Annotated in this window: 26 protein-coding genes; 17 read left to right on the plus strand and 9 right to left on the minus strand. The window is 69.1% G+C overall.

What is annotated here, in order from left to right; genetic code table 11:
• Nucleotides 1-32: 32 nt before the first annotated feature.
• The 3 genes from ACFRAV_RS26315 (at nucleotide 33) to ACFRAV_RS26325 (ending at nucleotide 1,724) form a co-directional block, all read left to right on the plus strand.
• On the plus strand, nucleotides 33-302 hold the full coding sequence (locus ACFRAV_RS26315) for a chorismate mutase (RefSeq protein ID WP_382558757.1): 270 nt from the start codon (nucleotides 33-35) through the stop codon (nucleotides 300-302).
• A gap of 175 nt (nucleotides 303-477) precedes the next feature.
• Nucleotides 478-669 carry a hypothetical protein gene (locus tag ACFRAV_RS26320; protein WP_382558759.1) on the plus strand — a complete coding sequence of 64 codons (192 nt, stop codon included), beginning with the start codon at nucleotides 478-480 and terminating at the stop codon, nucleotides 667-669.
• A 266-nt stretch (nucleotides 670-935) separates the two neighbouring features.
• The gene (locus ACFRAV_RS26325; RefSeq protein WP_382558761.1) at nucleotides 936-1,724 is read left to right on the plus strand and encodes an SDR family NAD(P)-dependent oxidoreductase; all 789 of its coding nucleotides are present in this window, start codon (nucleotides 936-938) and stop codon (nucleotides 1,722-1,724) included.
• Between the two features lie 147 nt (nucleotides 1,725-1,871).
• Here ACFRAV_RS26325 and ACFRAV_RS26330 read toward each other — a convergent pair whose 3' ends face one another.
• Nucleotides 1,872-2,471 (minus strand): TetR/AcrR family transcriptional regulator, encoded by a 600-nt coding sequence (locus ACFRAV_RS26330; protein ID WP_382558763.1) that lies wholly within the window; start codon nucleotides 2,469-2,471, stop codon nucleotides 1,872-1,874.
• 123 nt (nucleotides 2,472-2,594) lie between these two features.
• Between ACFRAV_RS26330 and ACFRAV_RS26335 the strand changes: the two genes are divergently transcribed.
• The 3 genes from ACFRAV_RS26335 (at nucleotide 2,595) to ACFRAV_RS26345 (ending at nucleotide 4,916) form a co-directional block, all read left to right on the plus strand.
• Entirely contained in the window at nucleotides 2,595-2,996 is a 402-nt protein-coding gene (locus tag ACFRAV_RS26335) for an ester cyclase (protein WP_382558765.1), read from the plus strand.
• Between the two features lie 382 nt (nucleotides 2,997-3,378).
• Nucleotides 3,379-3,927 (plus strand): chorismate mutase, encoded by a 549-nt coding sequence (locus tag ACFRAV_RS26340; RefSeq protein ID WP_382558767.1) that lies wholly within the window; start codon nucleotides 3,379-3,381, stop codon nucleotides 3,925-3,927.
• Between the two features lie 248 nt (nucleotides 3,928-4,175).
• Entirely contained in the window at nucleotides 4,176-4,916 is a 741-nt protein-coding gene (locus tag ACFRAV_RS26345; protein WP_382558769.1) for an SDR family NAD(P)-dependent oxidoreductase, read from the plus strand.
• A gap of 164 nt (nucleotides 4,917-5,080) precedes the next feature.
• Here the strand turns inward: ACFRAV_RS26345 and ACFRAV_RS26350 are convergent, their stop codons facing one another.
• On the minus strand, nucleotides 5,081-6,004 hold the full coding sequence (locus ACFRAV_RS26350) for an alpha/beta hydrolase (protein WP_382558771.1): 924 nt from the start codon (nucleotides 6,002-6,004) through the stop codon (nucleotides 5,081-5,083).
• Between the two features lie 110 nt (nucleotides 6,005-6,114).
• Here ACFRAV_RS26350 and ACFRAV_RS26355 point away from each other — a divergent pair, with 110 nt between their 5' ends.
• The 5 genes from ACFRAV_RS26355 (at nucleotide 6,115) to ACFRAV_RS26375 (ending at nucleotide 10,981) form a co-directional block, all read left to right on the plus strand.
• Nucleotides 6,115-6,531, plus strand: coding sequence for a MarR family winged helix-turn-helix transcriptional regulator (locus ACFRAV_RS26355; protein WP_382558774.1), 417 nt, complete (start codon nucleotides 6,115-6,117; stop codon nucleotides 6,529-6,531).
• Nucleotides 6,532-7,005: 474 nt separating this feature from the next.
• Nucleotides 7,006-7,638, plus strand: coding sequence for a transcriptional regulator (locus tag ACFRAV_RS26360; RefSeq protein ID WP_382558806.1), 633 nt, complete (start codon nucleotides 7,006-7,008; stop codon nucleotides 7,636-7,638).
• Between the two features lie 4 nt (nucleotides 7,639-7,642).
• Nucleotides 7,643-8,083, plus strand: coding sequence for a RidA family protein (locus ACFRAV_RS26365; protein WP_382558776.1), 441 nt, complete (start codon nucleotides 7,643-7,645; stop codon nucleotides 8,081-8,083).
• Nucleotides 8,084-8,430: 347 nt separating this feature from the next.
• Nucleotides 8,431-9,597 (plus strand): DSD1 family PLP-dependent enzyme, encoded by a 1,167-nt coding sequence (locus ACFRAV_RS26370; RefSeq protein ID WP_382558808.1) that lies wholly within the window; start codon nucleotides 8,431-8,433, stop codon nucleotides 9,595-9,597.
• Between the two features lie 175 nt (nucleotides 9,598-9,772).
• Entirely contained in the window at nucleotides 9,773-10,981 is a 1,209-nt protein-coding gene (locus tag ACFRAV_RS26375) for an IS256 family transposase (protein WP_382558778.1), read from the plus strand.
• Nucleotides 10,982-11,449: 468 nt separating this feature from the next.
• Here ACFRAV_RS26375 and ACFRAV_RS26380 read toward each other — a convergent pair whose 3' ends face one another.
• Nucleotides 11,450-11,809, minus strand: a complete 360-nt coding sequence (locus ACFRAV_RS26380; RefSeq protein ID WP_382558780.1) for a VOC family protein — start codon at nucleotides 11,807-11,809, stop codon at nucleotides 11,450-11,452.
• 32 nt (nucleotides 11,810-11,841) lie between these two features.
• Nucleotides 11,842-12,615 (minus strand): oxidoreductase, encoded by a 774-nt coding sequence (locus ACFRAV_RS26385; RefSeq protein ID WP_382558782.1) that lies wholly within the window; start codon nucleotides 12,613-12,615, stop codon nucleotides 11,842-11,844.
• 78 nt (nucleotides 12,616-12,693) lie between these two features.
• Between ACFRAV_RS26385 and ACFRAV_RS26390 the strand changes: the two genes are divergently transcribed.
• Nucleotides 12,694-13,272 (plus strand): TetR/AcrR family transcriptional regulator, encoded by a 579-nt coding sequence (locus tag ACFRAV_RS26390; protein WP_382558784.1) that lies wholly within the window; start codon nucleotides 12,694-12,696, stop codon nucleotides 13,270-13,272.
• Between the two features lie 498 nt (nucleotides 13,273-13,770).
• Here the strand turns inward: ACFRAV_RS26390 and ACFRAV_RS26395 are convergent, their stop codons facing one another.
• Together ACFRAV_RS26395 and ACFRAV_RS26400 are read right to left on the minus strand one after the other, a co-directional pair.
• Nucleotides 13,771-14,151 (minus strand): hypothetical protein, encoded by a 381-nt coding sequence (locus tag ACFRAV_RS26395; RefSeq protein WP_382558786.1) that lies wholly within the window; start codon nucleotides 14,149-14,151, stop codon nucleotides 13,771-13,773.
• On the minus strand, nucleotides 14,151-14,972 hold the full coding sequence (locus tag ACFRAV_RS26400) for a hypothetical protein (RefSeq protein ID WP_382558788.1): 822 nt from the start codon (nucleotides 14,970-14,972) through the stop codon (nucleotides 14,151-14,153). The genes ACFRAV_RS26395 and ACFRAV_RS26400 overlap by 1 nt, the downstream gene beginning before the upstream one ends.
• Nucleotides 14,973-15,738: 766 nt before the next feature.
• Here ACFRAV_RS26400 and ACFRAV_RS26405 point away from each other — a divergent pair.
• The gene (locus tag ACFRAV_RS26405) at nucleotides 15,739-16,221 is read left to right on the plus strand and encodes a hypothetical protein (protein WP_382558790.1); all 483 of its coding nucleotides are present in this window, start codon (nucleotides 15,739-15,741) and stop codon (nucleotides 16,219-16,221) included.
• A gap of 545 nt (nucleotides 16,222-16,766) precedes the next feature.
• Here the strand turns inward: ACFRAV_RS26405 and ACFRAV_RS26410 are convergent.
• The 3 genes from ACFRAV_RS26410 to ACFRAV_RS26420 form a co-directional block, all read right to left on the minus strand.
• Nucleotides 16,767-17,369 carry an XRE family transcriptional regulator gene (locus ACFRAV_RS26410; RefSeq protein ID WP_382558792.1) on the minus strand — a complete coding sequence of 201 codons (603 nt, stop codon included), beginning with the start codon at nucleotides 17,367-17,369 and terminating at the stop codon, nucleotides 16,767-16,769.
• Nucleotides 17,370-17,926: 557 nt separating this feature from the next.
• A complete protein-coding gene (locus ACFRAV_RS26415; RefSeq protein ID WP_382558794.1) occupies nucleotides 17,927-18,730 on the minus strand; it encodes a class I SAM-dependent methyltransferase in 804 nt (267 codons plus the stop codon).
• A 337-nt stretch (nucleotides 18,731-19,067) separates the two neighbouring features.
• A complete protein-coding gene (locus ACFRAV_RS26420) occupies nucleotides 19,068-19,331 on the minus strand; it encodes a metal-sensitive transcriptional regulator (RefSeq protein WP_382558796.1) in 264 nt (87 codons plus the stop codon).
• 418 nt (nucleotides 19,332-19,749) lie between these two features.
• Between ACFRAV_RS26420 and ACFRAV_RS26425 the strand changes: the two genes are divergently transcribed.
• The 4 genes from ACFRAV_RS26425 (at nucleotide 19,750) to ACFRAV_RS26440 (ending at nucleotide 23,108) form a co-directional block, all read left to right on the plus strand.
• Nucleotides 19,750-21,138 carry a rhodanese-like domain-containing protein gene (locus ACFRAV_RS26425; protein ID WP_382558798.1) on the plus strand — a complete coding sequence of 463 codons (1,389 nt, stop codon included), beginning with the start codon at nucleotides 19,750-19,752 and terminating at the stop codon, nucleotides 21,136-21,138.
• Nucleotides 21,139-21,298: 160 nt separating this feature from the next.
• On the plus strand, nucleotides 21,299-21,883 hold the full coding sequence (locus ACFRAV_RS26430) for a rhodanese-like domain-containing protein (protein ID WP_382558800.1): 585 nt from the start codon (nucleotides 21,299-21,301) through the stop codon (nucleotides 21,881-21,883).
• Nucleotides 21,880-22,782, plus strand: a complete 903-nt coding sequence (locus tag ACFRAV_RS26435; RefSeq protein WP_382558802.1) for a sulfite exporter TauE/SafE family protein — start codon at nucleotides 21,880-21,882, stop codon at nucleotides 22,780-22,782. Before ACFRAV_RS26430 ends, ACFRAV_RS26435 begins: the two co-directional genes overlap by 4 nt.
• A 59-nt stretch (nucleotides 22,783-22,841) precedes the next feature.
• Entirely contained in the window at nucleotides 22,842-23,108 is a 267-nt protein-coding gene (locus ACFRAV_RS26440) for a metal-sensitive transcriptional regulator (protein ID WP_382558804.1), read from the plus strand.
• The last annotated feature ends 144 nt before the right edge of the window (nucleotides 23,109-23,252 follow it).

Genomic DNA, 23,252 nt, shown 5'->3' on the forward strand with positions numbered 1-23,252 from the left:
CGTCTTCGTACATCGGAAGGCGCGTCGGGCAGGTGAACCCGCGAAGGACGACCAGCGGGCCGGACGGGCGCGGCCCGCTGACCGACGTCGTCGTCGCGCGCATCCGCTTGAGCGGTGATGTGGCGGCGGCCAGGTTCGGCACCGGCGCGCCCTTCGACGATCCGGTGCGTGAGGCACAGCTGCTGGACCAGGTCCGGGGGCAGGCCGAGGCCGCCGGGGTGAACCCGGATGCGGCAGCGGCGTTCTTCCGGGACCTGATCACCGCGAGCACGGTCGTGCAACGGGGACTGTTCGCCCGCTGAACCGCCCACCCGACTCCGTGTGGCGGTGCGTGCCGATGTCCTGGCCTCCTGCCCGTCGCGCACTCCAGAGGATGCGCTTCGGAAGGCGCCTGCCTGGTGCGCATGTCCATGTTGAGATGTGTGGCGGGACGACAGAACCGTCACCCCGACGGTTCACCCGGACGAGCAGTGGGCGTTGATCGAGCCGATGAACACCGCCTGGCAGCAGGACGAGAGCCTCGTCGAAGGCCGGCGCGCACAGGGCGAGCTGCTCGGCGAAGGCAGCGGTGGCCGGCACGGTGCGGATGAGGAAGCGGCGGTGGAGCGTGGCCACGCCGACGCGGCGGGCGACGGCGCTCATGCGGGCGTCAACGCCCTGGACTCCTAACGCCTCGCGCGCGGCTTCGAGGGGGCGTTCCGGGTCGGTGCCGGGCGGCGCGCAGGCCGGCCGGATCCGCGTCGTCGGCCACGTCGTCGACGTGCTCGGACGGCTTGTGAGACGGCTGAGCAGGCAGTTTCTCTCACTTCAAGATAAACGGACGATGTCGTCCGATTACAGGTTTAGCGTGAACGTACCAGCGGGCGCACACAGCGCCCCCGCAACTCCGAGACCCGACCGTGAAGACAGGTCGGCCTCGAACTTGGAGAGCAGTCATGGATCTCGATCTCACGAGCAAGCGCGTCCTCGTCACCGGGGCGAGCAAGGGCATCGGCCTCGCGATCGTCAAAGCCTTCCTTGCCGAAGGCGCCGACGTTGTCGCCGTGTCCCGGAAGACCACATCCGAACTCGAGGCCACCGGCGCCACGTTCGTCTCCGCCGACCTCGCCGAGCCCGGTGCCGCGCAGCGGATGGTCGAGAGCGTGCTCGAGCTGGATCCGCGCCTCGACGTCCTCGTCAACAACGTCGGCGGCGGGAACCCGTCCCCGGAGGTACTTGCCGATCCCTTCGGTGGCGCGGCCGACGTCTGGGCAAGCGTCTTCGCCCTGAACCTCGGCGCCGCCGTGGAGACCACCCGGGCCGCGCTCCCTGCGCTGACCCGGTCCCGGGGCTCGGTGGTGAGCATCAGCTCGCAGAACGCCCGCGACCCGCGACGGGTACCGGTGTCCTACTCGGCGGCCAAGGCCGCGCTCAACGCCTTCTCCCGCGGTCTGGCCGAGCTGGTCGCGGAAACGGGGGTTCGGGTCAACGTCGTCACGCCGGCCGGCACGCGGACCTCCGCGTGGACGAGCGAGGACGGTATCGGTGCCGATCTCGCGGCGCACATGGGGCTCGACAAGGACGAACTGTTGGCCATGCTGCCTCAGCAAGCCGATATGGTGACCGGCGCGTTGATCGACCCGGCCGAGATCGCTCGCGCGGTGCTGCTGCTGGCGTCTCCGACAATGCCAAGTGCGGTCGGTTCCAACTGGGTGGTGGACGGCGGCGCGCTCAAGACCCCATGAGCGGGTCTCCCCCCATGGCCGGGCGGTCAGCGGGTTTCCGCTGGTGACGTCGCCGTTGACGCCCAGGCTGTCGCCGCACGGAGGCCTGGGCGGTCCCAGGCCGGGCCGGGCCGCGCGGCGGGGCTTCGTGCCATGGGGCCTGTGGCGTCAGGCCGGCGGCCAGTTCCGCAGAGCCGCGTCGGCCACCTGTTGCAGGTCTTCGCAGGTCGCACCGCCGGCTGCCTGTACGGCCACGCCGTTCGCGATCGTCATGACGTAGCGGGCGATCTTCTCCGGGTCGGCGTCGGCGGGCAGGTCGCCCGCCTGGACGGCCTGCCGGAACCGGTCCCGGAGCAGCGCCTGGCCGTGGGCACGCCACTTGGCCAGGGTGTCGCGGGCAACTTGTCCGGTCTCGCCGGTGGCCAGTGCGCCCTGGACGCCGAGGCAGCCGGCGGGGAGTCCGGGCAGGGTGTTGGCGCGGGCCGAGCCCGCGAGGAAGGCCATGGCGACCTCGCGCGAGGTGGGCGCCTGCAGCGCCTCGGCGACGTAGGCGCCAGGCCCCTCCTCGTAGCGCTGCAACGCCTTGCGGAACAGATCCTCCTTGTTGCCGTAGGCCGCGTACAGGCTCTTGCGGGAGATGCCCATGGCCTCGGTCAGGTCGGTGAGGCTGGCACCTTCGTACCCCTGCGCCCAGAAGACCGTCATCGCCTTCTCGAGCGCCGCCTCGGCGTCGAACGCTCGCGGGCGGCCGATCTGTGACTTCTGCATGGCCACATCCTACAGGTTTGACACCGATCGGTGCTGAACTGGTAGTGTCGCATTCTGCACCGAGCGGTGCAGAAGTTTGGGCAGATCGGAGCTGCCCTTTGCGACACAGAGGAGAGAATTGCCATGACCGCCATGACCCAGAACGAGCTGCGTGACTGGTACATGCGCTACGCCGACGCGCTCAACGCCCACGAGTTCGACCGCATGGACGAGTTCATCAACGACGAGGTGATGCTCGGCGACTATGCCGGTAAGCGCGAGGACGTCGTCACGGTCCTGAAGGGGATCGTCGACGCCGTTCCGGACATCCGCTGGGAGGTCGACGAACTGCTGTTCGATCGGGACGGCATCGCCGTCCGCGCCATCAACACCGGCACCCCGGCGAAGGAGTGGCTCGGCGTCCCGCCCTCCGGCGCCTCGTTCAAGATCGTCGAGTACGCCATCTACAAGGTCCGTGACGGCCGATTCGTCCACATGACCAACCTGCACGACTCGGCCGAGATGCTCCGCCAGCTGACCGCCTGACCGCCGGGAGGCTCTGGCCGGCCAGCTGTCCACGATCAAGGCGCACGTGCTGCTGGTCGGCCACTCCCGGGGCGGAGCCGACCAGTGGCACGGGATCGCTTCCGCTGCCCGGCGCACGCCGACCGGACCCGGTGGAACGGCACCGTGTCGTACCGCCCTGGCGTGATCATGTGGTGCACCGGCCGGCCGTGGCCAAGGTTGCCGTGCCGGCCGCGCAGGAGTGCGGGGGTGCCTCTGAGTCGGCGCCCCCGCACCGCGTACATCGAAAGCCGAGGTAGACCATTGAACTGCGAAACAACATGACACGCTTCGCTGTGATCACCGGCTGCCTGGGGGACGCAACCGTACCGGCCGTTCCTCAGGCCATGGCTGCGGGCGCCCCGTGAACGCCGAAACCGTCGGTGGCACGGTCGAGACGGCCAAGTCGCTCGGTGGGCTCGGTGCTCTGACGGACCTTCTCATACAGCGCATCCGCGTGAGTGACGACGTGGCGGCGTCCAAGTTCGGCACCGGCTCGCCGATCGAGGACCCGGTGCGCGAGGCGCAGGTGCTGGAGCAGGTCCGGACCCAGGCCGAGGCTGCCGGGGTGAACCCGGACACGGCGGTGGCGTTCTTCCAGGACCAGATCACCGCGAGCAGGGCCGTGCAGAAGGGCCTCTTCGCTCGCTGGACCGCTCACCCGGAGGAGGCGCCCACGACGCGCCCCGACCTCGGTCCGATTCGCGAGCAGCTCGACCAACTGACCACGGCCCTGCTCCAAGAGCTCAAGGAGACGGAGGAGTTGCGCGAGCCCATCGCCTGCACGGTGCAGTTGGCCCTCGCCACCAGGTCGGGGGCAGTGCGGGAACGACTGGACACGCTCCATCGCGAGGCGCTCAGGACGGCCACACAGTCGGTGTGCCGCTCCAGCGAGCCGGCCGGACGGCGCTGACCGCTTCCGATTCCTCATCGACTGGCTGATCGACCATCAGGCCTCGGGCCCCGAGCACTTCGGCTAAGAGACCCGGGCCCGCCACACCGCAGGAAGTCCTGCGGGGCTGTCGACGCGAGACGGCATCCATCACGTCATGCCTGGCACGGCGCGCCTGGACGACCGGACTCTCACGGAGTCGCCCGGATCCCCGGACGGGCCGATCCCTCGCATGCACAAGTGTTCATTCCACAGTAAGGAGACCCACCATGACGGCAAGGCGTACGGCACTGGTCACCGGCTCGACGAGCGGCATCGGACGGGCGACCGCTCTCGCGCTCGCCGAGGCGGGCATGTCGGTGATCGTCCACGGCCGTGACACGACCCGGGGAGAACAGGTCTGCAAGGAAGTCGAGGCCGCCGGCGGCGAAGCGACGCTGCTGCTCGCGGACCTCTCCGACACGGCACAGATCCAGGAGCTGGCGGAGCGGGCCACGACCGTCCACGGCAGGGTCGACGTCCTGGTCAACAATGCGTTCGACCCGGGCTCGTACTCGGCGACTGCCGACACCACACTCGCGGACTTCGATCTGCGCGTCGCGGTCAACCTCCGCGCACCCTACTTCCTCACTGCGGCCCTGGCGCCGGCGATGGCCTCCCGTGGCGAAGGCGCGGTGATCAACGTGACCATGGCCGCGGCGAGCAAGGGCGTAGCGGGAATCGCTCTGACCTCGGCCACCAAGGCGGCGCTCGAATCACTCACTCGCACGTGGACCGCCGAGTACGGGCCCCAGGGCGTGCGTGTCAACACGGTTGCCCCGGGGGTCGTCCTGACGCCTGCCAACGCCGGGATGCGCGATCAGATGAAGGCGTTCGCGGCCACCACCCCGGCACAGCGGCCGGCCGAGCCGGAGGAGATCGCCGCAGCGATCGCCTTCCTGGCCTCCCCGGCGGCCTCGTTCGTGCACGGGGCGAACCTCGCCGTCGACGGCGGCATGCGCGCGGTCTGACATCCGCCGACCGTCGGTGCGACTGCCCTGAAGGCGGGCTCGGGCTGTTGTGCATGGTGCAGTGCTCAGTGCTCAGCGCCGGACAGTTGTGCGACGTTGCCGCCGGCCTCGATCGCGCGTGAACGGTCCGCCGACTTCACATCGGCGGACCGTTCTTGTGCCGTCTACAGGTTGTTCGAGTAGAAGTCGACGAGCCGGTCGACGGCGGCGTCGACGTACTCGGGCTCGTCGTACATCTCGTAGTGGCCGGCGCCGTCGACCACCATCAGGTCGACCGGGTTGGGGGCCAGTTTCCACAGCCGCATACCGGACTCGTAGGAGCCCGTGTTGCCGGTGCGTCCGGCGAGGACGACCTGCAGCGGCTGGGTCATGAGCTGGTCGACCAGGTGATATGCGTCGTAGCCCAGCAGCAGCGAATCGCTGCGCGAGAGGCGACGGTTCGTCGAGTGCGCGTTCCCGCCCCGCTCGGTGCGGTAGTAGGTGATCGCCTGGATCGTGTCGATGTCGGTCAGCCCGACCGCCGCGGCTTCCTCCAGGGTGTCGGGCAGCCAGTTCACCCGGGCCGGCTCACCGGAGCGGGACTCCTCGATGCGCGCGTCGGCCAAGTGGTCGAGCGCGGACGCCGCGCCGTTCGGCTGGAAGCCGCGGAACGCGGTGCCGATGTCGACGGGGACGACCGTGCCGACTGCCTTGATGCGGTGGTCTGTTCGGGCGGTGTGCACCGCGTAGCCGCCGCCGGCGCAGACGCCGAGGACGCCGATGCGCTCCGGGTCGATCCCGGGAACGGTGGTGAGCGTGTCGATCGCGTAGGAGATGTCCTCGCCGCGGCGGTAGGGGTCTTCGAGGTCGCGGGGCGCGCCGCCGCTCCGACCCTGGTGAGCGGGGTCGAACACGAGGGCCGCGATGCCGCGGGCGGCGAGCCGGGACGCGTAGTTCGCCCCGATCTGCTCCTTCACGCTGCTGCCGGGGGTGGAGAGCACCACGGCAGGCAGCGAAGCCGCCTCGTGGGTGGACCGTGTGCTGTTCGGGAGGTGGAGGTCGGCCGCCAGGTCGATCGGGCCGCGCGGGATCGTGAGGTGCTGAATCACGAGGACGTCCTTCGTGAGATGTTTGTTCCGTAGCAGTTCAGTACGGAATGAATCTAGTACAGTTTGGAACTAGTTCAGAACTGTACCACCTGGACGAAAGGAGTGCCCGCGTGACGGTCGACGGGGCGCAGTTGTGGACGCTGAACCAGAGACTGCTGAGTGCCGTGATGGATGCCTGTAGCGGGGAGTTGGCGGAACTCGGGCTGGAGACGAAGGAGTTCTTCGTGCTGGCCGAGGTGGCCGCGTCGCCGTACCCTGCCGAGATCGCGGCCGCGTTGATGCTTCCCAGGGCAAGCGTGACGGTGTACGTCCGCAACCTCGTCGCCAAGGGGTTCATGCGGCGCGAGATCGACGACGAGGACCTCCGGCGCCATCGGCTCGTGCTGACCGCCGAGGGTGAGGCGGCGCGGGACCGCGCGCTCGCGTCGCTCGCGGCGGAGTACGACCGCAGGCTGGCGAGGATCACGCCCCGGGACCGCACGGAGCTGCAGCGCATCCTCAAGGAGATGCTCAAGTCGCCCGAATGACGCGGCGCTGGACGGGCGAGGCGGCCCCGCAGCCGTCGGCCTCGATCTTGTGTGGCGGTCCGCCGACCGGGTCGGCGGACCGTTCTCGTGCCTGGGTCGACGACGGGCAGGTGAAGGGCCCGAGTGTCGCCTCGACCCGCTCCGCGGCTCCCGTACCGCCGGGCGGACCGTCACCGCCCTGATCGCCGCCGTGATCCGCAGTGGCGGGTCGGTCTCGCCTGCTGGACGACGGCTTCAGAGGTGGCTAGATTGTGTGTACAGTCCTGGACGGAAAGTCTGAGGGCGTGTGGAGGTCGGCCCTTGCGCACCGCCGCAGGCCGGCGGGAGCGAACTCCTGCGGCACGGGAGTCACCACACGGAGCACCGGGGGAGCAGGGTGAGGAGATGAGTGGGAGTGACACCACGACGGAAGGCGACCGCCCCGTGAGCGGCCAGGACGCCCAGTATCGGGACGGGCGGCTCCCCGGTCCGGCCATGTCCGGAGACTCGGCGGACGAGCACCTCTTGGCCGAGGCCGAGAAGATCGCCCAGGCACTGGGGCGCATGTTCCCCGGCATCTGCGAGGTCGTGCTGCACGACTTGCGCGATCCGGACCACGCCATCCGCTTCATCGAGAACAACCTGTCGGGGCGTGAGGTGGGGGAGTCCGCCACGGAACTGGGTCTCGCCCGTATCCGGGACCCGCACTATCCCGGCGTCGTCCAGAACTATGCCAACCGGTTCCCCGACGGACGCCCTGCGAAGAGCACCTCGATCGGCATCAAGAACGCTGCCGGGCAGTACATCGCCGCCCTCTGTCTGAACCTGGACATCTCGACGCTCTCTCCCGTCACGCTGACACTGGCGAACCTGGTCGCGACCGATCCCGAGAGCGGGGACGTCCAGCTGGAGAGGCTGAGCGACCGCAGCCGCCGAGAACTGCGCGAAGTCATCGAGACAGCGGCCGCCGAGCGCTCCACGACCCCGCGGGCCCTGCCCCGGGAAACGAAGAAGGACCTTGTGCGACGCCTGTACGAGGACGGTTATTTCGACACCCGCAACGCTGCCCAGGTCATTGCCGACCTGCTCGGGATCTCCCGAGCCAGCGTTTACTCCTACACGAAGTGAGCCGATGGCCAGCAGCGTGATCACCACGGGAAACGACCTCCCTCGGGCGGGCGGCGGTGCCCCTTCGATCGATAGGTTCGACAGCCCGCAACTGGCATCACCAGGAGGCCATTACTCGCACATCGTCACCCACCGCGGCGTCGCCTACATCTCCGGCCAGCTCCCCGTGACACCCGGCGGTACTCCGCTGTGCGGCGAGCCGTTCGAGATCCAGGCGCGCCAAGTGCTCAGCAACCTCGATGCGTGTCTGGCCACAGCGGGCACCAACCGCGGCAAGCTGCTCTCGGTCACCGTCTACGTGACCGACATGGGTGACTGGCCGGCTTTTGACCAGGTGTACAAGGAGTGGCTCGGTCCGGGCAGGCCCGCGCGGGCGGTCGCCGGCGCCAGTGAACTGCACTACGGGTCCGCGGTGGAAGTGCACGCGGTGGCAGCCCTCGACTGACGACCACCCGGTGCCGGGCGCGGACCGACTGCCGGGGCCCTTGCGATCCACGCAGAGGTGAAGACCGGTTCCTGCCGGCCGGACAACCTGCGTAAGGCGTCCCGGCACCACTGCACCCTGCTGCTGTTCTCGACCGGACCGTCGCCAGGATCGCGGCCGCCGTGGAGCCGGCGCCGCCGCCTTCCGGACCGCCGCCGACGACGCCCTGGCCCGGAACTCCTTGCCCGCATCAACGCCTCGACAACTCCGGTCGGTCCGAAGGACCTCTACCCGGGCCTGTGCCGGACCCTCCTCACGAAGATGGACATAGCGCTGTGAACTCCGCCCTGCCCCTGGACGCCCTGCCCCTGGCGGCCCCGCCTCTGGTCGCGCCGACGACGCTGGCCGACCCCGACACCCCGTTCGCCGTCGTCGACGTGCACAAGGCCCAGAGCAACATCGAGCGGCTCGCGAGGCGTGCCGACCGGCTCGGGGTCACCCTGCGACCGCATGTGAAGACGGCCAAGAGCCTCGATGTCGCCGCCCTGCTGCACGGCGGCGCCCCGGGTCCGGTCACCGTCTCCACCCTCGCCGAGGCGGAAGCGTTCGCCGACGGCGGCTACACCGACATCACGTACGCCGTCGGCATCGACGCGCACAAGCTGCCCCGCGTGATCGCCCTCCTGCGCCGCGGCGTCACCCTGCGGGTGCTGCTCGACAGCCGCGAACAGGCCGCCTTCGTCGCCGAGGCAGCCCACGAAGCCGGTGTCGCCGTCCCCGCCCAGATCGAGATCGACTGCGACGGCCACCGCGGCGGCCTCAAGCCAGGTTCCCCCGAACTCGTCGACATCGGCCGAATCCTGCACGAGGCCGGATGCCTGGACGGCGTTCTGACCCACGCGGGTGAGTCGTACTTCGCCTACACCCCGGAGGAGCAGCGACTGGCGGCCGGGAACGAACGCGACGCCGCGGTCGCGGCAGCGGAGCGGTTGCGCGCCGCCGGGCTGCCGGTCGGCACGGTCAGCGTCGGCTCCACGCCGACCGCGCACGCGGCCGAGGACCTCACCGGCGTCACCGAACTCCGCGCCGGCAACTACGTCTTCTTCGATCTCGTCATGGCCGGTCTGGGCGTCTGCCGTGTGGAGGACCTCGCCCTGTCGGTGGTCGTGACCGTGATCGGCCATCGCCCCGAGTACGGCTGGATCATCACCGACGGCGGCTGGATGGCCATGTCCCGGGACCGGGGCACATCCGTCCAGGCCCAGGACCAGGGCTACGGCCTGGTCCTCGACCTGGCCGGAAACCCGGTCCCGGGACTCGCCATGACCGGCGCGAGCCAGGAACACGGCACCCTCACCGCCCGCGCCGGTGCCGACCTGCCCGACCTTCCCGTCGGCACCCGGCTGCGCATCCTGCCCAACCACGCGTGCGCCACCGCCGCTCAGCACCACGGCTACCACGTCATCGACAGCACCCGCTCCGCAGACACCGCGCCCGCCATCCAGGCCATCTGGGAACGCATCACCGGTTGGTGACCAGTGGCCGACCTGGGTCTGTAGCGTGAACGGTGTAACTCCCCAATAGGTCGCAGCAGTTAAGGCTGCTGTGACCAATGGGAGCAGGACCGTGAAGCAGAATGCGCGTTCGACCACCGAAGTGGACGAGGAGACGGCTGCGCCGTCTCTGGACAGGTCTCTGGTGGCCCAGCTGATGGCTCAGGCAAAGGCTGACGGTGTGAGCCTGACCGGAGAAGGAGGACTCCTCGCCCAGCTGACGAAACTGGTGCTGGAAGGAGCCCTGGAGGGCGAGCTCACCGACCATCTCGGCCGGGAGAACGGCCAGCGGACCGAGGACGGCCGCAGCGGGAACTACCGCAACGGGCACCGGTCGAAGACGGTGACGACGGAGGTCGGGCCGGTGGAGATCGACGTCCCGCGCGACCGGAACGGATCGTTCGAGCCGGAGTTGGTGAAGAAGCGGCAACGGCGACTGACCGGCGTCGACGAGATGGTGCTGTCGCTGTCGGCGAAGGGCCTCACCCACGGAGAAATCTCCGCGCACCTCGCCGAGGTCTACGGCGCCGAGGTGTCCAAGCAGACGATCTCCACGATCACGGACAGCGTGCTCGAGCGGATGACCGAGTGGCAGAACCGTCCGCTCGACCGCGTCCACCCGGTCGTGTTCATCGACTGCGTGAACGTCAAGATTCGCGACGGCCAGGTCGCCAACCGGCCCGTCTGCATGGCGCTCGCCGTGACCGCGGAAGGAACCCGCGACATCCTCGGCCTGTGGGTCGGAGACGGCAGTGAGGGAGCCAAGTACCGGCAACACGTCCTCACCGAGATCAAGAACCGAGGCGTCGCGGATGTCCTCATGGTCGTCTGCGACGGACTGAAGGAACTTGCCGAGTCCGTGACCCGCGTCTGGCCCCTGACCGTGGTCCAGACCTGCGTGGTTCATCTGCTGCGGAACAGCTTCCGTTACGCGGGCCGGCAGGACTGGGAGAAGCTCGCGAAGGACCTGCGGCCTGTCTGCACGGCTCCGACCGAGGCCGCGGCAGCCGAGCGGTTCGGCGAGTTCCAGGAGAAGTGGGGGACGAAGTACCGGGCCGTCGTCCGGCTCTGGCAGAACGCCTGGGCGGAGTTCGTGCCCTTCCTCTCCTTCGATGCGGAGATCCGAAAGATCATCTGCACGACCAACGCGATCGAATCGGTCAACGCCGGGATCCGCAAGGCCGGCCGGGCCCGCGGCCACTTCCCGACCGACCAGGCGGCCCTCAAGTGCGTCTACCTGGCGATCAGGAGCCTGGACCCGAAAGGCACCGGCACGAAGGCGTGGACCCGCCGCTGGAAGCCGGCCCTGCACGCATTCGACATCGCGTTCGACGGACGACTCACCCTCGGCACTGCCAACAACTGAAATCGACCAACGGAGTTACACCGTTCCGCAGACACTCCCTGGCCGGGCAAGTGAGCGGCGGACTCGCGCATCGTGAGGTAGGTCGGCAGTGGGCGGTGGCGGCGGGACCAACGCCGTGCAGGTCGACGGCGAAGCGGGCCCAGGGGGTTGGGGACGGCTGGAGGTGCCGCCGGCTGTCTCGAAGACGACCGGGACCTCGATCCCGGCCTCGGCGAGCACGAGGTCCTGTCAGGTGGTCGACTGCTGGTCATGGAAACCGCTGGTAGATCAGATTCGCCACTCGGACCCCTTACGTCGGAGGATCCGGCCGATCTGTCGTCGGAACCCCTCCTGTCAGCAATCACCGTCGGATCTCCTTGGACTCGGCCTGCCTCCAGGCCCCGGATCGCGCGGTTCGTTGGACCCGTCGGGTGCCTGCCGTCGAAACGATCGTTCGACGACAGGCGCCGGCGGCGAGTGGCGGTGGAATCAGGCCGCGCGCAGGCAGAAGGGGTGCCCGGCGGGGCTGGCGTACACGGCACTGGTGTCGGAGGTGATCTCCGCTGTGGGCCGCAGTCGGGTGGCGCCCGCGTCGGTGGCTTTGCGGTCGGCGGCCGCGAGGTCCTCGACGACGAAGTCGAGGTGCATCTGCTGCGAGGCGCCGTCCGGCCAGCCCGGGGCGGTGTGCCCGGGGGCAGACTGGACGACGACCACGGGCAGGCCGGGGGCCTGGACGAAGCGGTGGGTGGGTGTGGTGGTGATCGGACCGCCGAGGAGGCGGTGCCAGAAGGCGCCCTCCGTCTCGAGGTCGGCGGCGTCGATGATCACGGAGGCAAGGGTGAGGGGCATGGCTTGGTCCTGTTCCTGTTGCTGGTCGGTGCTCAGACGGTGGGGAGGATGCCGCCGTCGACGCGGAACTGTGCTCCGGTGAGCCATTTCGCGCGGCTGGAGGCCAGGAAGGTGATCATCTCGGCGACGTCCTCGGGGTCTCCGGGGCGGCCCATGGGGACGTTCAGGTGGTCCACGATCTGCTGGGTCACCTCGTCCGTGGTCACGCCCTGCTGCTCGGCCATGTGCCGCAGGTGGGCAGTGGCGCCATCGGTGACGACGAAGCCGGGAAGCACGCAGACCACGCGTACCCCGTGCTCGCCGACCTCGGTCGCCAGTTCGCGGCTGTAGGCGTTCAGCGCTGCCTTGGCGGCGGCGTAGGAGGCTTCGGCGCGCTGGGGCAGCCGGCTTGCGATCGAGGAGACGTGCACGACGACGCCGGAACCCCGCTCGACCATCCCCGGCACCAGGGCGCGGTCCAGGCGTACGGCGCTCAGGAGGTTCATCTCCAGGTCCGCCTGCCAGGATGCGTCCGACCGGCTCAGGGTCGGTGCCGGAGGGCTTGCCGCGCCGGCGTTGTTCACGAGGACGTCCACGCCGCCCATGCGGTCGATGACGCGGCGGCCGAGTTCGGCCACTCCTTCAGGAGTGGAGAGGTCCGCCGGTATGAAGATGGCGCCGCTGCCCTCCTCGGGGCGGCTGCGGGAGGCCGTCAGCACGGTCGCGCCTGCGGCGCCGAACCGGCGCGAGGTCGCCGCCCCCAGGCCCCGACTGCCTCCGGTGACCAGGACTCGCAGGCCCTCCAGGCCCTCATTGCTGATGGGCATCGGAATCCTTCCGTAAGGTGAACCTGACTCCGGATACGATACGCGTAAACGGAACCCAGTTCACCTTATGGAGGTCCCTTGCCGTCATCACGCCCGCTGCGGGCGGACGCGCGCCGCAACCGCGAAGCCCTGCTGTCCGCGGCCCGTGAAGCATTCCTCGCCGGTGACGCCGACGCGCACATGGAGGAGATCGCCCGCAGCGCCGGGGTGGCAGTCGGCACGCTCTACCGTCACTTCGAGACCCGAGAGGCGCTGATCGAGGAGGTCTACCGCAAGGAGGTCGACGAACTGTGCGCCGCACCCGAGGAACTGCTGGGCCCGCATGCCCCGCACGAGGCCCTGCGCCGCTTCCTGCTCCTGCTGGTCGACCACGCGGCCGTGGGCAAGGGCATGTCGGTCGCACTGGAGAGCATCATGGCGAGCGACTCACCGATCTTCGACGACGCCCGCACCCGCATGGGCGACGCCCTCACCCGCCTTCTCCACGCCGGCGCAGCGGCCGGCACCGTACGTGGCGACGTCACCGGCCCCACCCTCCTGCGGGCCCTGGGCGGCATCTGTGCCATGCGTGTGAGAGACGGATGGCTGGACGAAGCCCGTCAGATCACTGGCCTCCTCTTCGACGGCCTGCGTCACGATGCCCCGCGTGCGACCTGAGCCGAGGAACGTGCGGCAGGCTGCGTATGCGGGTGTGAGCAGTCGGCGCACAGGAAAGCTCTGTGCCGTACCTGTGCCTGCCGAAGAAATCATCCGTGGAGGTCAGGCGGCATGTCGGAATTCGTGGAGGATGCCGCCGAGGTGGTCGCGTCGTCGGATGTTGAGGTGGGCGAGCTGGTCTGGATCGCTGATCGGGGTTGGCAGTGACTGGAGTGGTCGGGTGTTGGCGGTGCCTTGGTGGGGGCGGTGGGAGTTGTAGAAGCCCTCGAACTCGCGCCGGCAACCCGTTCCCGAGCAGAGGTCCCCGATCTCCGCTCGTGCGCCGGCGTCCGTGAGGGTGAGCGTGCCGTCCGTGTTGAACGGCGCCGGCGTTTTCTCCGCGTCCGCTGCTTCCTCACTCTGGCCGGCCGCCGCAGCCGGCGGACGGCCGCGGCGCCGACCTTGGCACGCAGGCAGCGGGGAAGGCGAAATGGAGCGGCTGAACCAGGGGCGCGACGCCTACGCCCCGCTGGTCACCCACCGGATCACTGCCGCGGCCCCCAACAGCACAGCCGGCAGCGCCCACGGCCACCGCATCACCCGCCGCACCGAGGGCGCCAGCCACAGCGCCCCCACCGCGCCTGCCGCGATGAGGGTCAGGGAACAGCCCAGCTCGATCGCGCGATACGCGTCTTCGTCGTCGGTGTTCTCCGGATGGATGTTGGTGGTCATCCAGAAGACGAACGCCACCGCCAAGGTCAGCAGCACCACCGGAACGGCGAAGACGATGCGGAGCAGGTGGCTGTCGTCATCGGGGTGGTAGGGGCGGTCGTCCATGGGGTGATGGGTGTGCTGGATGTCCGGTGTGTCATCGGTGTTCGATGGTTTCGAGAAGTGCATCAGCGGATCGCGTTCCTTGCCTGGTCCAGGTGTTGGGCGAAGTCGCGGGCGTAGCGCTGGGCCTTGTCATTTTCCCAGTACGGTCCTCCGTTGTACCGCGCGGCGAGTTCCTGCTGCTGCTCCGCCGTCATCTCCTCCGCGGGGACATCCGCGAAGTCGCTCTCCGCCTTGAGCTGGGCCAGGTACTCGGAGGCGATGAAGATGTTCTGACCCGGGTCCTGGAGTGCCCCCTCGACCGTGGCTCGTTGCTGGTAGGTGAGGTTCTCCGAGTCGTAGCCGAGCACCTCGGCACCACGACGTACCTGGATGGCGATGGGCCCGAAGGACGTCTCATCGGGGTCGCCGCCCAGCCGCCCTGGCAAGGTCTCCGGCGCGATGCCGCCCAGCGGGACGTCTGCCAGTTCCCGGACCGTGTCAACACCGTCGTCGAACCACCCTGGCTGGCCGGCGATCTCCTTCCAGGCGATGCCGGCGACCATCGACGGCGGCAGCCCCGAGTTGTGCGCCGCGGCCTTGATGATCTCTCTGTTGGCACGGATCCACTCCGTCTTCTCCTGGTTGCCCGAGGGGGACATCCAGTAGCTGTCCGTCGCGCCCGGGAGTGAGGCGAGCTGCGTCCGGATGTTCTCGAGCGTCGGCGAGACCAGCTTGTCCCCGGCCGCCGGATAGTAGTCCTGCTTGGGCCCGCTGCCCGGCAACCGGGTCACCGGATTGCTGCTGGCCTCGGCCGCCTCGCGCCGCAGGTCCGACCAGGCGATGACGTCCGGCTCGTTGTCGGCCAAGAATGCCTCGACGACCGGGTCCAGGTCCTCGGAAGTCATATAGGTGCCACCGAACGGCAACCTGTCCGGGGGCACAGAACCGGTCGAGCACCGGAGCTGCCCGGCCTGCACGTCACGCCACACGTAGAACGTCGCGAGGCCGGAAAGCCCAACCCGCGAACATGTCTCCGCATACACGCGGCGGGGCCGCCCGCAGGGCGACCGTGAGGTCCGCGGTGACCAGTACCAGGACCAGGACGAAGACGTTCACCGTGGCCGAGGTGGGGGGTGCGCGCGGTGCGGGCCAGGCCGAGCAGCCCGACCGCTCCGCGTCGCCGCGCGGTGAGCCTCACCGGCTGCCGCAGCAGCGGCGGCCCCACGGTCAGCACGGCCAGGGCGGCGAGCACGGCGGCCAGCAATGGGGCGCAGCAGGTCAGCAGGTTCAGCCGGCCGGTGGGCGAGAGACCCTGGGCGCGCGCCTCGCTCAGGCCGAGCAGACAGAGCGCGGTGAGCGCGGCCCCCGCGGCGACCCGCCGGGCCCGCCGCTGGGTGCGGCGGCGTGCCCGGCGTGCGGTGGCCGAGGAGGTGCGCCGGTGGCGGACCACGGTGAGCGCCGCGGGGGCGAAAAGGCAGGTCATGCGTACGAGCACGAGACCGGTCGTGCCGGACGCTCGATGGGCTCATCCCCCAAGGCCGGCGGTGGTGAGGGAGTTGTGAAGCACTACGGGCAGACTCACCAATGACGTTGTGGATGTCCTTCGGTGACGCATACCCGAGAAGGGCGTGTCTCCTTGATCTCGAAGTGAAGAAGGACCAGCATTGCGATATGAGCTACATTCACTTGGTTCTCACCGAGTACTGGACTCGCGGGTGCTACCCCGCAGAAGATGTCCATGGAACATCAGAAGATGAAATGCGTGAACGTTTTCTGTTTAACCGACACACGGGCCTCTCATATCGGGGCGTGCAGTGGACCAGCACCGGCTCACCCCGCGACCGAACTTGGCACGAGGCCGAGGACTGCCCCTGGTCCAGCACCGTTTACAAAGGTGACGGACGAGCACAGCCGAAGGAACCACACCTCGTTCTGACCGACATGATTGGAGTTCGCCACTGCTACGCAACAAAGAAAAACAAGGACGGTAGTCTGCATTGCTTCTCCGACAGCAAGAACTACAAGAATGCCCCCGAGGACACTTCTTCGGATCCACGAGTCGGATCCCGGCACGATTTGAAGGATTGCCCTTGGCCGGAGGATGAGGTGAGGGGGATGAATCTCCTTTACCGCATGTTCGTGACAAAGGGGTGAGAGGGGTCTTGCCGGTGGCCGGGGCCTTACGGCCGGGGCCCCGCCCGTTCGCGGAGCGGAAGTCCGACCGGGTTCGGGCTGCGTGTGATGCTTTAGTTTCTCCAACTCTCCCCTAAAAGATCTCTGCTCAGGGGTGTCTGGGATGGTCAGGATGATCGACATACGCATAGGGCGAGGTCGGGCAGGTCGTCGCATGGCCAGGGCTCGCCGTCGTACTGGCAATCATCGAGGTTGACCCACGGTAGTTCCGGGTCCCCGATGGCCGGGCTGAACTCACGCCTGCGTGTCCCAGGACGGGCTGACCCGCTGGGGACCGCTGAGCTCGGATCGGGCTGTGAGCAGCGCGGATGCCATATTCGGCACCCCAGACCGCTGACCTGGTGAGGGACCTCCTGGAAGATGAGTGACAATCAGGTCACATCAAACGTCCTCTCGGGACCGGGTCAGGTTGACGGGCCCTCCAGGAACGACGCCTCCGGTTGCGTGCAGTGAGCCCAGGAGGCGCAGTCGGTCCTCGTCGGCGCTCCCCGGTGCGGCCGTCCAGGTCAGCATGACCGGGCCCGGTGCGCCCGGCAGGGGGTAGGTGTCCAGTCGAGGACGATGTCGCCGATCTCGGCGACGTGGAAGGTCTTGGTGCCGCTGACCGACGAGCGGACATCGTGCCGAGCCCACAGGCGCCGGAACTCGGTGCTGCGGATGCTCAGTTCGCCGACGACCGCGGTGGCACGCGGATGGGTGGGGTCGGCGGCGACGGCGGAGCGCATCATGCCGATGTAGTCCAGAGCCTGCTGTTCCCAGTCCGGGCAGCTGCGCTCGCCGGTCAGTGCGTCGTCGAACATCAGCAGGAGCATGTTGAGGCGGTGTGCGGGGTGGTCGTTCGGGCTGGCGAGCAACGCTTCCGCCATGGGATTCCAGGCGAGCAGGTCCAGGCGCCGGCCGAGTACGACCGCCGGAGTGTTCATCACCCGCAGCAGTCGTAGTGTGTTGTCCGGCACGTGCTCAGGCCCGCGGTGCGTCCTGGCGGGCACGGGTCGTCGGGCGGCGTGGGCCGGAGTGAACAGGTGTCGCCGTTCCGCATCGTCGAGGGCGAGTGCGTCGGCGAGCGCGTCCAGGCCGGCCAGGCTCTTCGAGACATGGGGCCGCGTCACTGAGGCACGCCTCAGCCGCGAGGCTGCTGATCCGGCTGTCGGTGCGCAACTCTGGTCGTCGGCGGAGGCATTGACCGGAGTCCGTTACCTCTGAGGGGACTCGTCGTCGCGGCGAGACGTCTGTGCTCTGTGCATCATGATCCAACCGGTACCGCGTTCCACCGGGCCCCGGTACTCAATCTCGGGCCTGGCCATGTCGGTGTGGCCGGTGAGGTGCAGGCGGAGGGCGGGCAGGTGGGGGAGTGCCTGGTTCTCGCGGACGTAGTGGTTCGGCGTGTGGGCAGGGTCTGGACGAGTGCTGCTTCTATGGCCAGGGCGGCACCGGTAACCGAGGGATGGCGGACCCAGTGCGATTCCATTCGGTCGGCGCTCAGCGCCGCCAGCCGTCGGCAGCGCGCGGTCCGTAGCCGAGCGCCCGACCAGAAGCGATGTGCAGCAGCCGGCCGAGTGCGAGGGTGGCGGCGTGGTGCGGGCTGAGGTCGGCTCCACAGGGGGCTCCGGAGCACTACGGATCGTCGGCAAGGGCAAGGTCGGCAACGACAACGACGAAGGACGGATCAGCGTGCCGGCTCGGACGTGCCTCTCGCCTGCTCGCGGCCGGCGACCACCAGGTAGACGTCGCATTCGGGGTCGAAGGTGGTGGTCTGCACCGTGAGTCCAACGCTCCGCAACTGGGCCACGAGGTCCTCGTACCTGTAGGGCCAGATGGACAACCGCTCCGAGCAGGCTCGCACTGCTCCGTCCGGCTCGATCCGGGCAACCACGATCTCGAGGAAGTGTTCCTGCTCCCAGTCCTGCTCGATCTGCCAGTAGTAGCTGACGACCGCATCGCGGTCGTTGCGGCGGATGAGTCGATCGCGGACGTCCACCCGTGAGCCGGCGGAGCGCACGCGCTCCCAGTTGCGTGAGTGGAGCACAAGGCGTCCGCCCGGAGTCAGCAGCCGCGACATCGCTTCCAGTGCGGTCAGGCGCCCGGCTGCGCCTTCGGCGTGCCCGAGCGAGTTGCCGACGCAGAACACCAGATCGAACGTGGAGTCCTCCAGGCGGTCGGGCAGCTCGTCCCAGCTCGCGCGGAGGGCTCGAAGCGAGACACCCTGCTCGTCGGCGGCCTTCTCGGTCCGGCGAACCATTCCGTTGCTGGCGTCCGTGGCGACCACGTCAAGGCCGAGACTCGCGAGGCCGACGGCGAGTTGGCCGGTTCCGCACGCGCAGTCGAGGACGCGCGCGTTGGGCGGCAGGGAGCCCACGACATCGCTGTAGTAAACCGCGGCTGCCTGGGCGGGGGTCAACCTGTCGTCCCCGATCAGCCACTCGTACACGTCGGAAAGCGCCCCATAACCAGCCACCGCGATTACCTCCATCACTCGACGACACACGGGCTGGGCCGCGCCTGTGAGGCGGACCTTGCGCCTCGCGCTGTGCCGGGCCGTGTCAGCGAAGCATCGAGCAGGACCCAACCACTTCCGGTCGCTGAGATTCCACCGGATTTATCGGGAAACCGGTGCGCGCCGCACCGATGCAGGTGCCCCTCAGCCGGCGCCCCAACAGCCACGAGGGGGACCGCGGCCGCAGGCACGTGTTTCGGTCACCCTGGGCAGGTCCTCTTCGCGTGGGCGACCCGGTGCTGAGGATGCGGCAGCCGGCCCCACGCCGGTCGGCCTCGTCCCGCGCCCTGACGCGGGAGCGCGGAGGTAGGAATCAGGCGAGGGCGAGGAACAGCTTCTCCAGTTCTTCCTGCGACATCGGCGGCGTGTCGGAGTCCCCCGCAAGACACTGCCGCATCCCACTGGCCACGATCTTGAATCCGGCCCGGTCAAGGGCTCGGGAGACCGCCGCGAGCTGCGTCACCACATCCTTGCAGTCGCGGCCCGCCTCGACCATGGCGATCACGGCGGCCAGCTGCCCCTGCGCCCGCCGTAGGCGGTTCAGTACGGGCTGCGTCGATTCTTCGTCCACCTGCATCGCAAGCCTCCTCCACTCGTCGCCCAGAATACCCCAAGGGGTATAAAGCCGGACGAGCGCGCCCGTAGCGCCTGCCGGTCCGAGCTCTTCTCGTCTGCCGGTCGCAGGACTGTTCGATGCCGATGAGGCGGCCGAGTGGTGGCGGGCTGCCGCCTGGTCCGCCGGGCAGTCTGATGGATACCCCTGGGGGTATTTGACAACCTGAACTTCACCCCTTTACGGTCGACCAGGTAATACCCCAGGGGGTATGCAGGTGGATCTGGTCGCGGTGGACAGTGCGGCCAGGGGATCCCCGGCTCGGCCGGATGCCGACGCTCCGCCCCCTCGACGCCCGTGCCCCGCTCTTCCGGAGGGGTGCTTCGCGGCGCGAGAAATACCCCCCCCCGGGTATACATCCCTTCTTGCTACGGAGGTTTCCGTGTTCTTCTCGCAGTACTACCTCGAGTGCCTCTCGCAGGCGTCGTACATGATCGCCGACGAGTCCACGGGTCAAGCCGTGGTGGTCGACCCCCGCCGGGACGTGTCGGAGTACCTGAACGACGCCGAGGCGCGTGGGTTCACTGTGGTGGGGGTCATCAACACCCACTTCCACGCGGACTTCGTCGCCGGACACCTGGAGATGGCCGCGCGTACCGGTGCGTGGATCGGTTACGGGCGGCGCGCGGAGACCGAGTACGCGATCCGCAAGTTCGCGGAGGGCGACACGGTCCGCCTCGGTGACGTGACGCTGAAGATCATGGAGACCCCGGGTCACACCCCGGAGTCGATCAGCGTGCTGGTCTACGAGCGTGCCGAGGACGCCGTGCCGTACGGCGTGCTGACCGGCGACGCGCTGTTCATCGGCGACGTGGGCCGTCCTGACCTGCTGGCTTCTGTCGGGGTGACCGCGGACGAACTCGGCGCGATGCTGCACGACAGCGTCCAGAACAAGCTGATGGGTCTGCCGGACGAGGTGCGGGTCTTCCCCGCCCACGGGGCCGGTTCCTCGTGCGGCAAGAACCTGTCCACCGAGCGGCAGTCCACCATAGGTGAGCAGCGCGCGACGAACTACGCGTGTGCGCCGATGAGCCGAGAGGACTTCGTCGCCATCGTCACCGCCGGCCAGTCCACGGCTCCGGGTTACTTCGCCTACGACGCGGACCTCAACCGCCGGGAGCGGGAGCTGTTCGACCCCGAGAACGCTCCGCGGGCGCTGTCGGTGGAGGAGTTCACGGCGCTGCGGGAGCAGGGTGCGGTGGTGGTCGATGCCCGTGACCCGCAGGAGTTCGCCGCAGGTCACGTGCGCGGTGCGGTGAACGTTCCGGCCGACGGCCGGTTCGCCGAGCAGGCCGGCACGGTGCTGCCGCTGGGCGCCCAGGTGCTGGTCGTCGCGCCGGAAGACCGTGAGGAGGAGATCGTCACCCGTCTGGCGCGGATCGGTTTCGACCGCACGGCCGGCTACCTCGCCGACCCCGACGAGGCGCTGGCCGCGATGGGCGACGACGTCGCCCCGGCCAGCCGCCTGACCGCCGCCCAGCTCCGCGAGGCGCTGGAGGGCGACAACCCGCCGGTCGTCGTCGACGTCCGCAACTGCGGCGAGCGCGGCGAGCTCGGATTCATCGAGGGTGCGCTGCACATCGCCCTCGGTGAGCTTCCCGGCCGGCTCGACGAGATCCCGCGCGACAAGCCGCTGGTCCTGCACTGCGCGGGCGGCCACCGCTCCTCCATCGCCGCCAGCGTCCTGCGCCACCAGGGCTTCGACGACGTCTCCGACGTCCTCGGCGGGTGGGCCGCCTGGGCCCTGCTGCACCAGCCCGCCACCGCCTGACCCGGCGGGTCACGAGCCGCCGGTGCGTCCACGCGGGGCTGTTCATGCCCCTGACCGTGTCCCCGCGCGGGTGCACCGGCCCTCCTTCTCGGCATCACCTTCCGTACGACATCACCTTCCGTGCCCGCTCACGGATTCGCATCGCCACCACGGAGTTCTCATGACGACCGATACCGCCCAGACCGCTGCTTTCGCTCCCGCCGCCCTCCAGCACCTGATCAGCAACGGCGACGGCCCGCGCCTGCTGGACGTGCGCACGCCCGGCGAGTTCCAGACCAGCCACATCCCCGGCGCCTACAACGTGCCGCTGGACACCCTGCGCGAGCACCGCTCCGAGCTGCGCCGTCACCTCGACGAGGACGTGGTCCTGATCTGTCGCTCCGGCGCCCGCGCCTCGCAGGCCGAGCAGGCCCTCGCCGAGGCCGGTCTGCCCAACCTGCGCGTTCTCGACGGCGGCATGATGGCCTGGGAGGCGTCCGGGGCCCCCGTCAACCGCGGCGCCCAGCGCTGGGAGCTGGAGCGCCAGGTCCGACTGATCGCCGGTTCGATCGTGCTGGTCAGCGGTGTCGTGGGCTTCTTCGTGCCCGGCGTGCACCTGGTCGGCACCGCGATCGGCGCCGGACTCACCTTCGCCGCGCTGAGCAACACCTGCGCGATGGGCATGATGCTGTCCAAGCTGCCCTACAACCGCGGACCGCGCACCGACATCCGCACCGTCGTCGCCTCCCTGCGGGACCGGTCGTGATCACGCTCGTCCTGGCCGCGTCCGTCCTGATCGGCGTCAGCCTGGGCATCCTGGGCGGCGGCGGGTCGATCCTGACCGTGCCGATCCTGGTCTACCTGGCCGGACAGGACAGCAAGGAGGCCATCGCCACCTCCCTGTTCGTCGTCGGGGTCACCAGCCTCGTCGGCCTGATCCCGCACGCCCGCGCCCACCGGGTCCGCTGGCGCACCGGCCTGATCTTCGGCTCGGTCAGCATGATCGGGGCCTACGGCGGCGGACGCCTCGCCGAGTACCTGCCCGGCACCGTCCTGCTCGTCGCGTTCGCCCTGATGATGCTGGCCACCGCCGTGGCCATGCTCCGCAAGGGCGCCGGACGCACGAAGGCCGGACACAAGGCCGCCCACACCGAGATGCCCGTCAGGCTCGTGGTGATCGAGGGCCTGATCGTCGGCGCGGTCACCGGCCTGGTCGGCTCCGGCGGCGGCTTCCTCGTCGTCCCCGCCCTGGCCCTGCTCGGCGGACTGCCCATGAGCGTCGCGGTCGGCACTTCGCTGCTGGTCATCGCGATGAAGTCGTTCTCCGGGCTCGCCGGCCACCTGGCCGGTGTGCAGATCGACTGGAACCTCGCTCTGATGGTGACCGCCGCCGCCGTCGTGGGCAGTCTGATCGGCAGCCGCTTCACCGGCCGCATCCCCCAGGACACCCTCCGCAAGGCGTTCGGCTGGTTCGTCGTCGTCATGGGCGTCTTCGTCCTCAGCCAGCAGCTCCCCGCCGCCGTCTGGACCAGCCCCCTGGCCTGGATCGGTGCCGCGATCGCGGCGACCGTGGCCGCGTCCTGGACGCTGGCCCGCAGGCAGCGGACCAGCGGTGCCGCTGAAACGGCGCCGGAGGTCATCCGGGAGCCGAGCATGCGCTCCTGAGGCCGCACGCGCAGAGGGGGATCGCAGACCACAACGTCATCACACGAAGGAGGAACCCGGTGAAAGTACAGGAAGAGGCGGTGAGCGCGGTCCTCAAACGGCTGCGCCGTGCCCAGGGGCAGCTGACGGGAGTCATCGCCATGATCGAGGACGGCCGCGACTGCGCGGACGTCGTCACCCAGCTCGCCGCCGTCTCCCGCGCCCTCGACCGGGCCGGATTCAAGATCGTCGCCAGCGGCATGCGCGAGTGCCTCGCCGGCGAGCGCGACGAATCCCCGTCGATGACGGAAGAAGAACTCGAGAAACTGTTCCTCTCCCTGGCGTGACCCTGCCGACGGCTGTGGGGGGGGGGGGGGGTAAACGCACCCGCCCCCAACACCCACCGCCGGTGAACCCATGTTAAACAAAACACCCCCGGGGTATAACAAAAGGAAGCGCCACGGGAATAAAAAAAAAACAACACCCCCCCA

This window comes from Streptomyces sp. NPDC056600 (genome assembly GCF_042792855.1).
Lineage (GTDB): Bacteria > Actinomycetota > Actinomycetes > Streptomycetales > Streptomycetaceae > Streptomyces.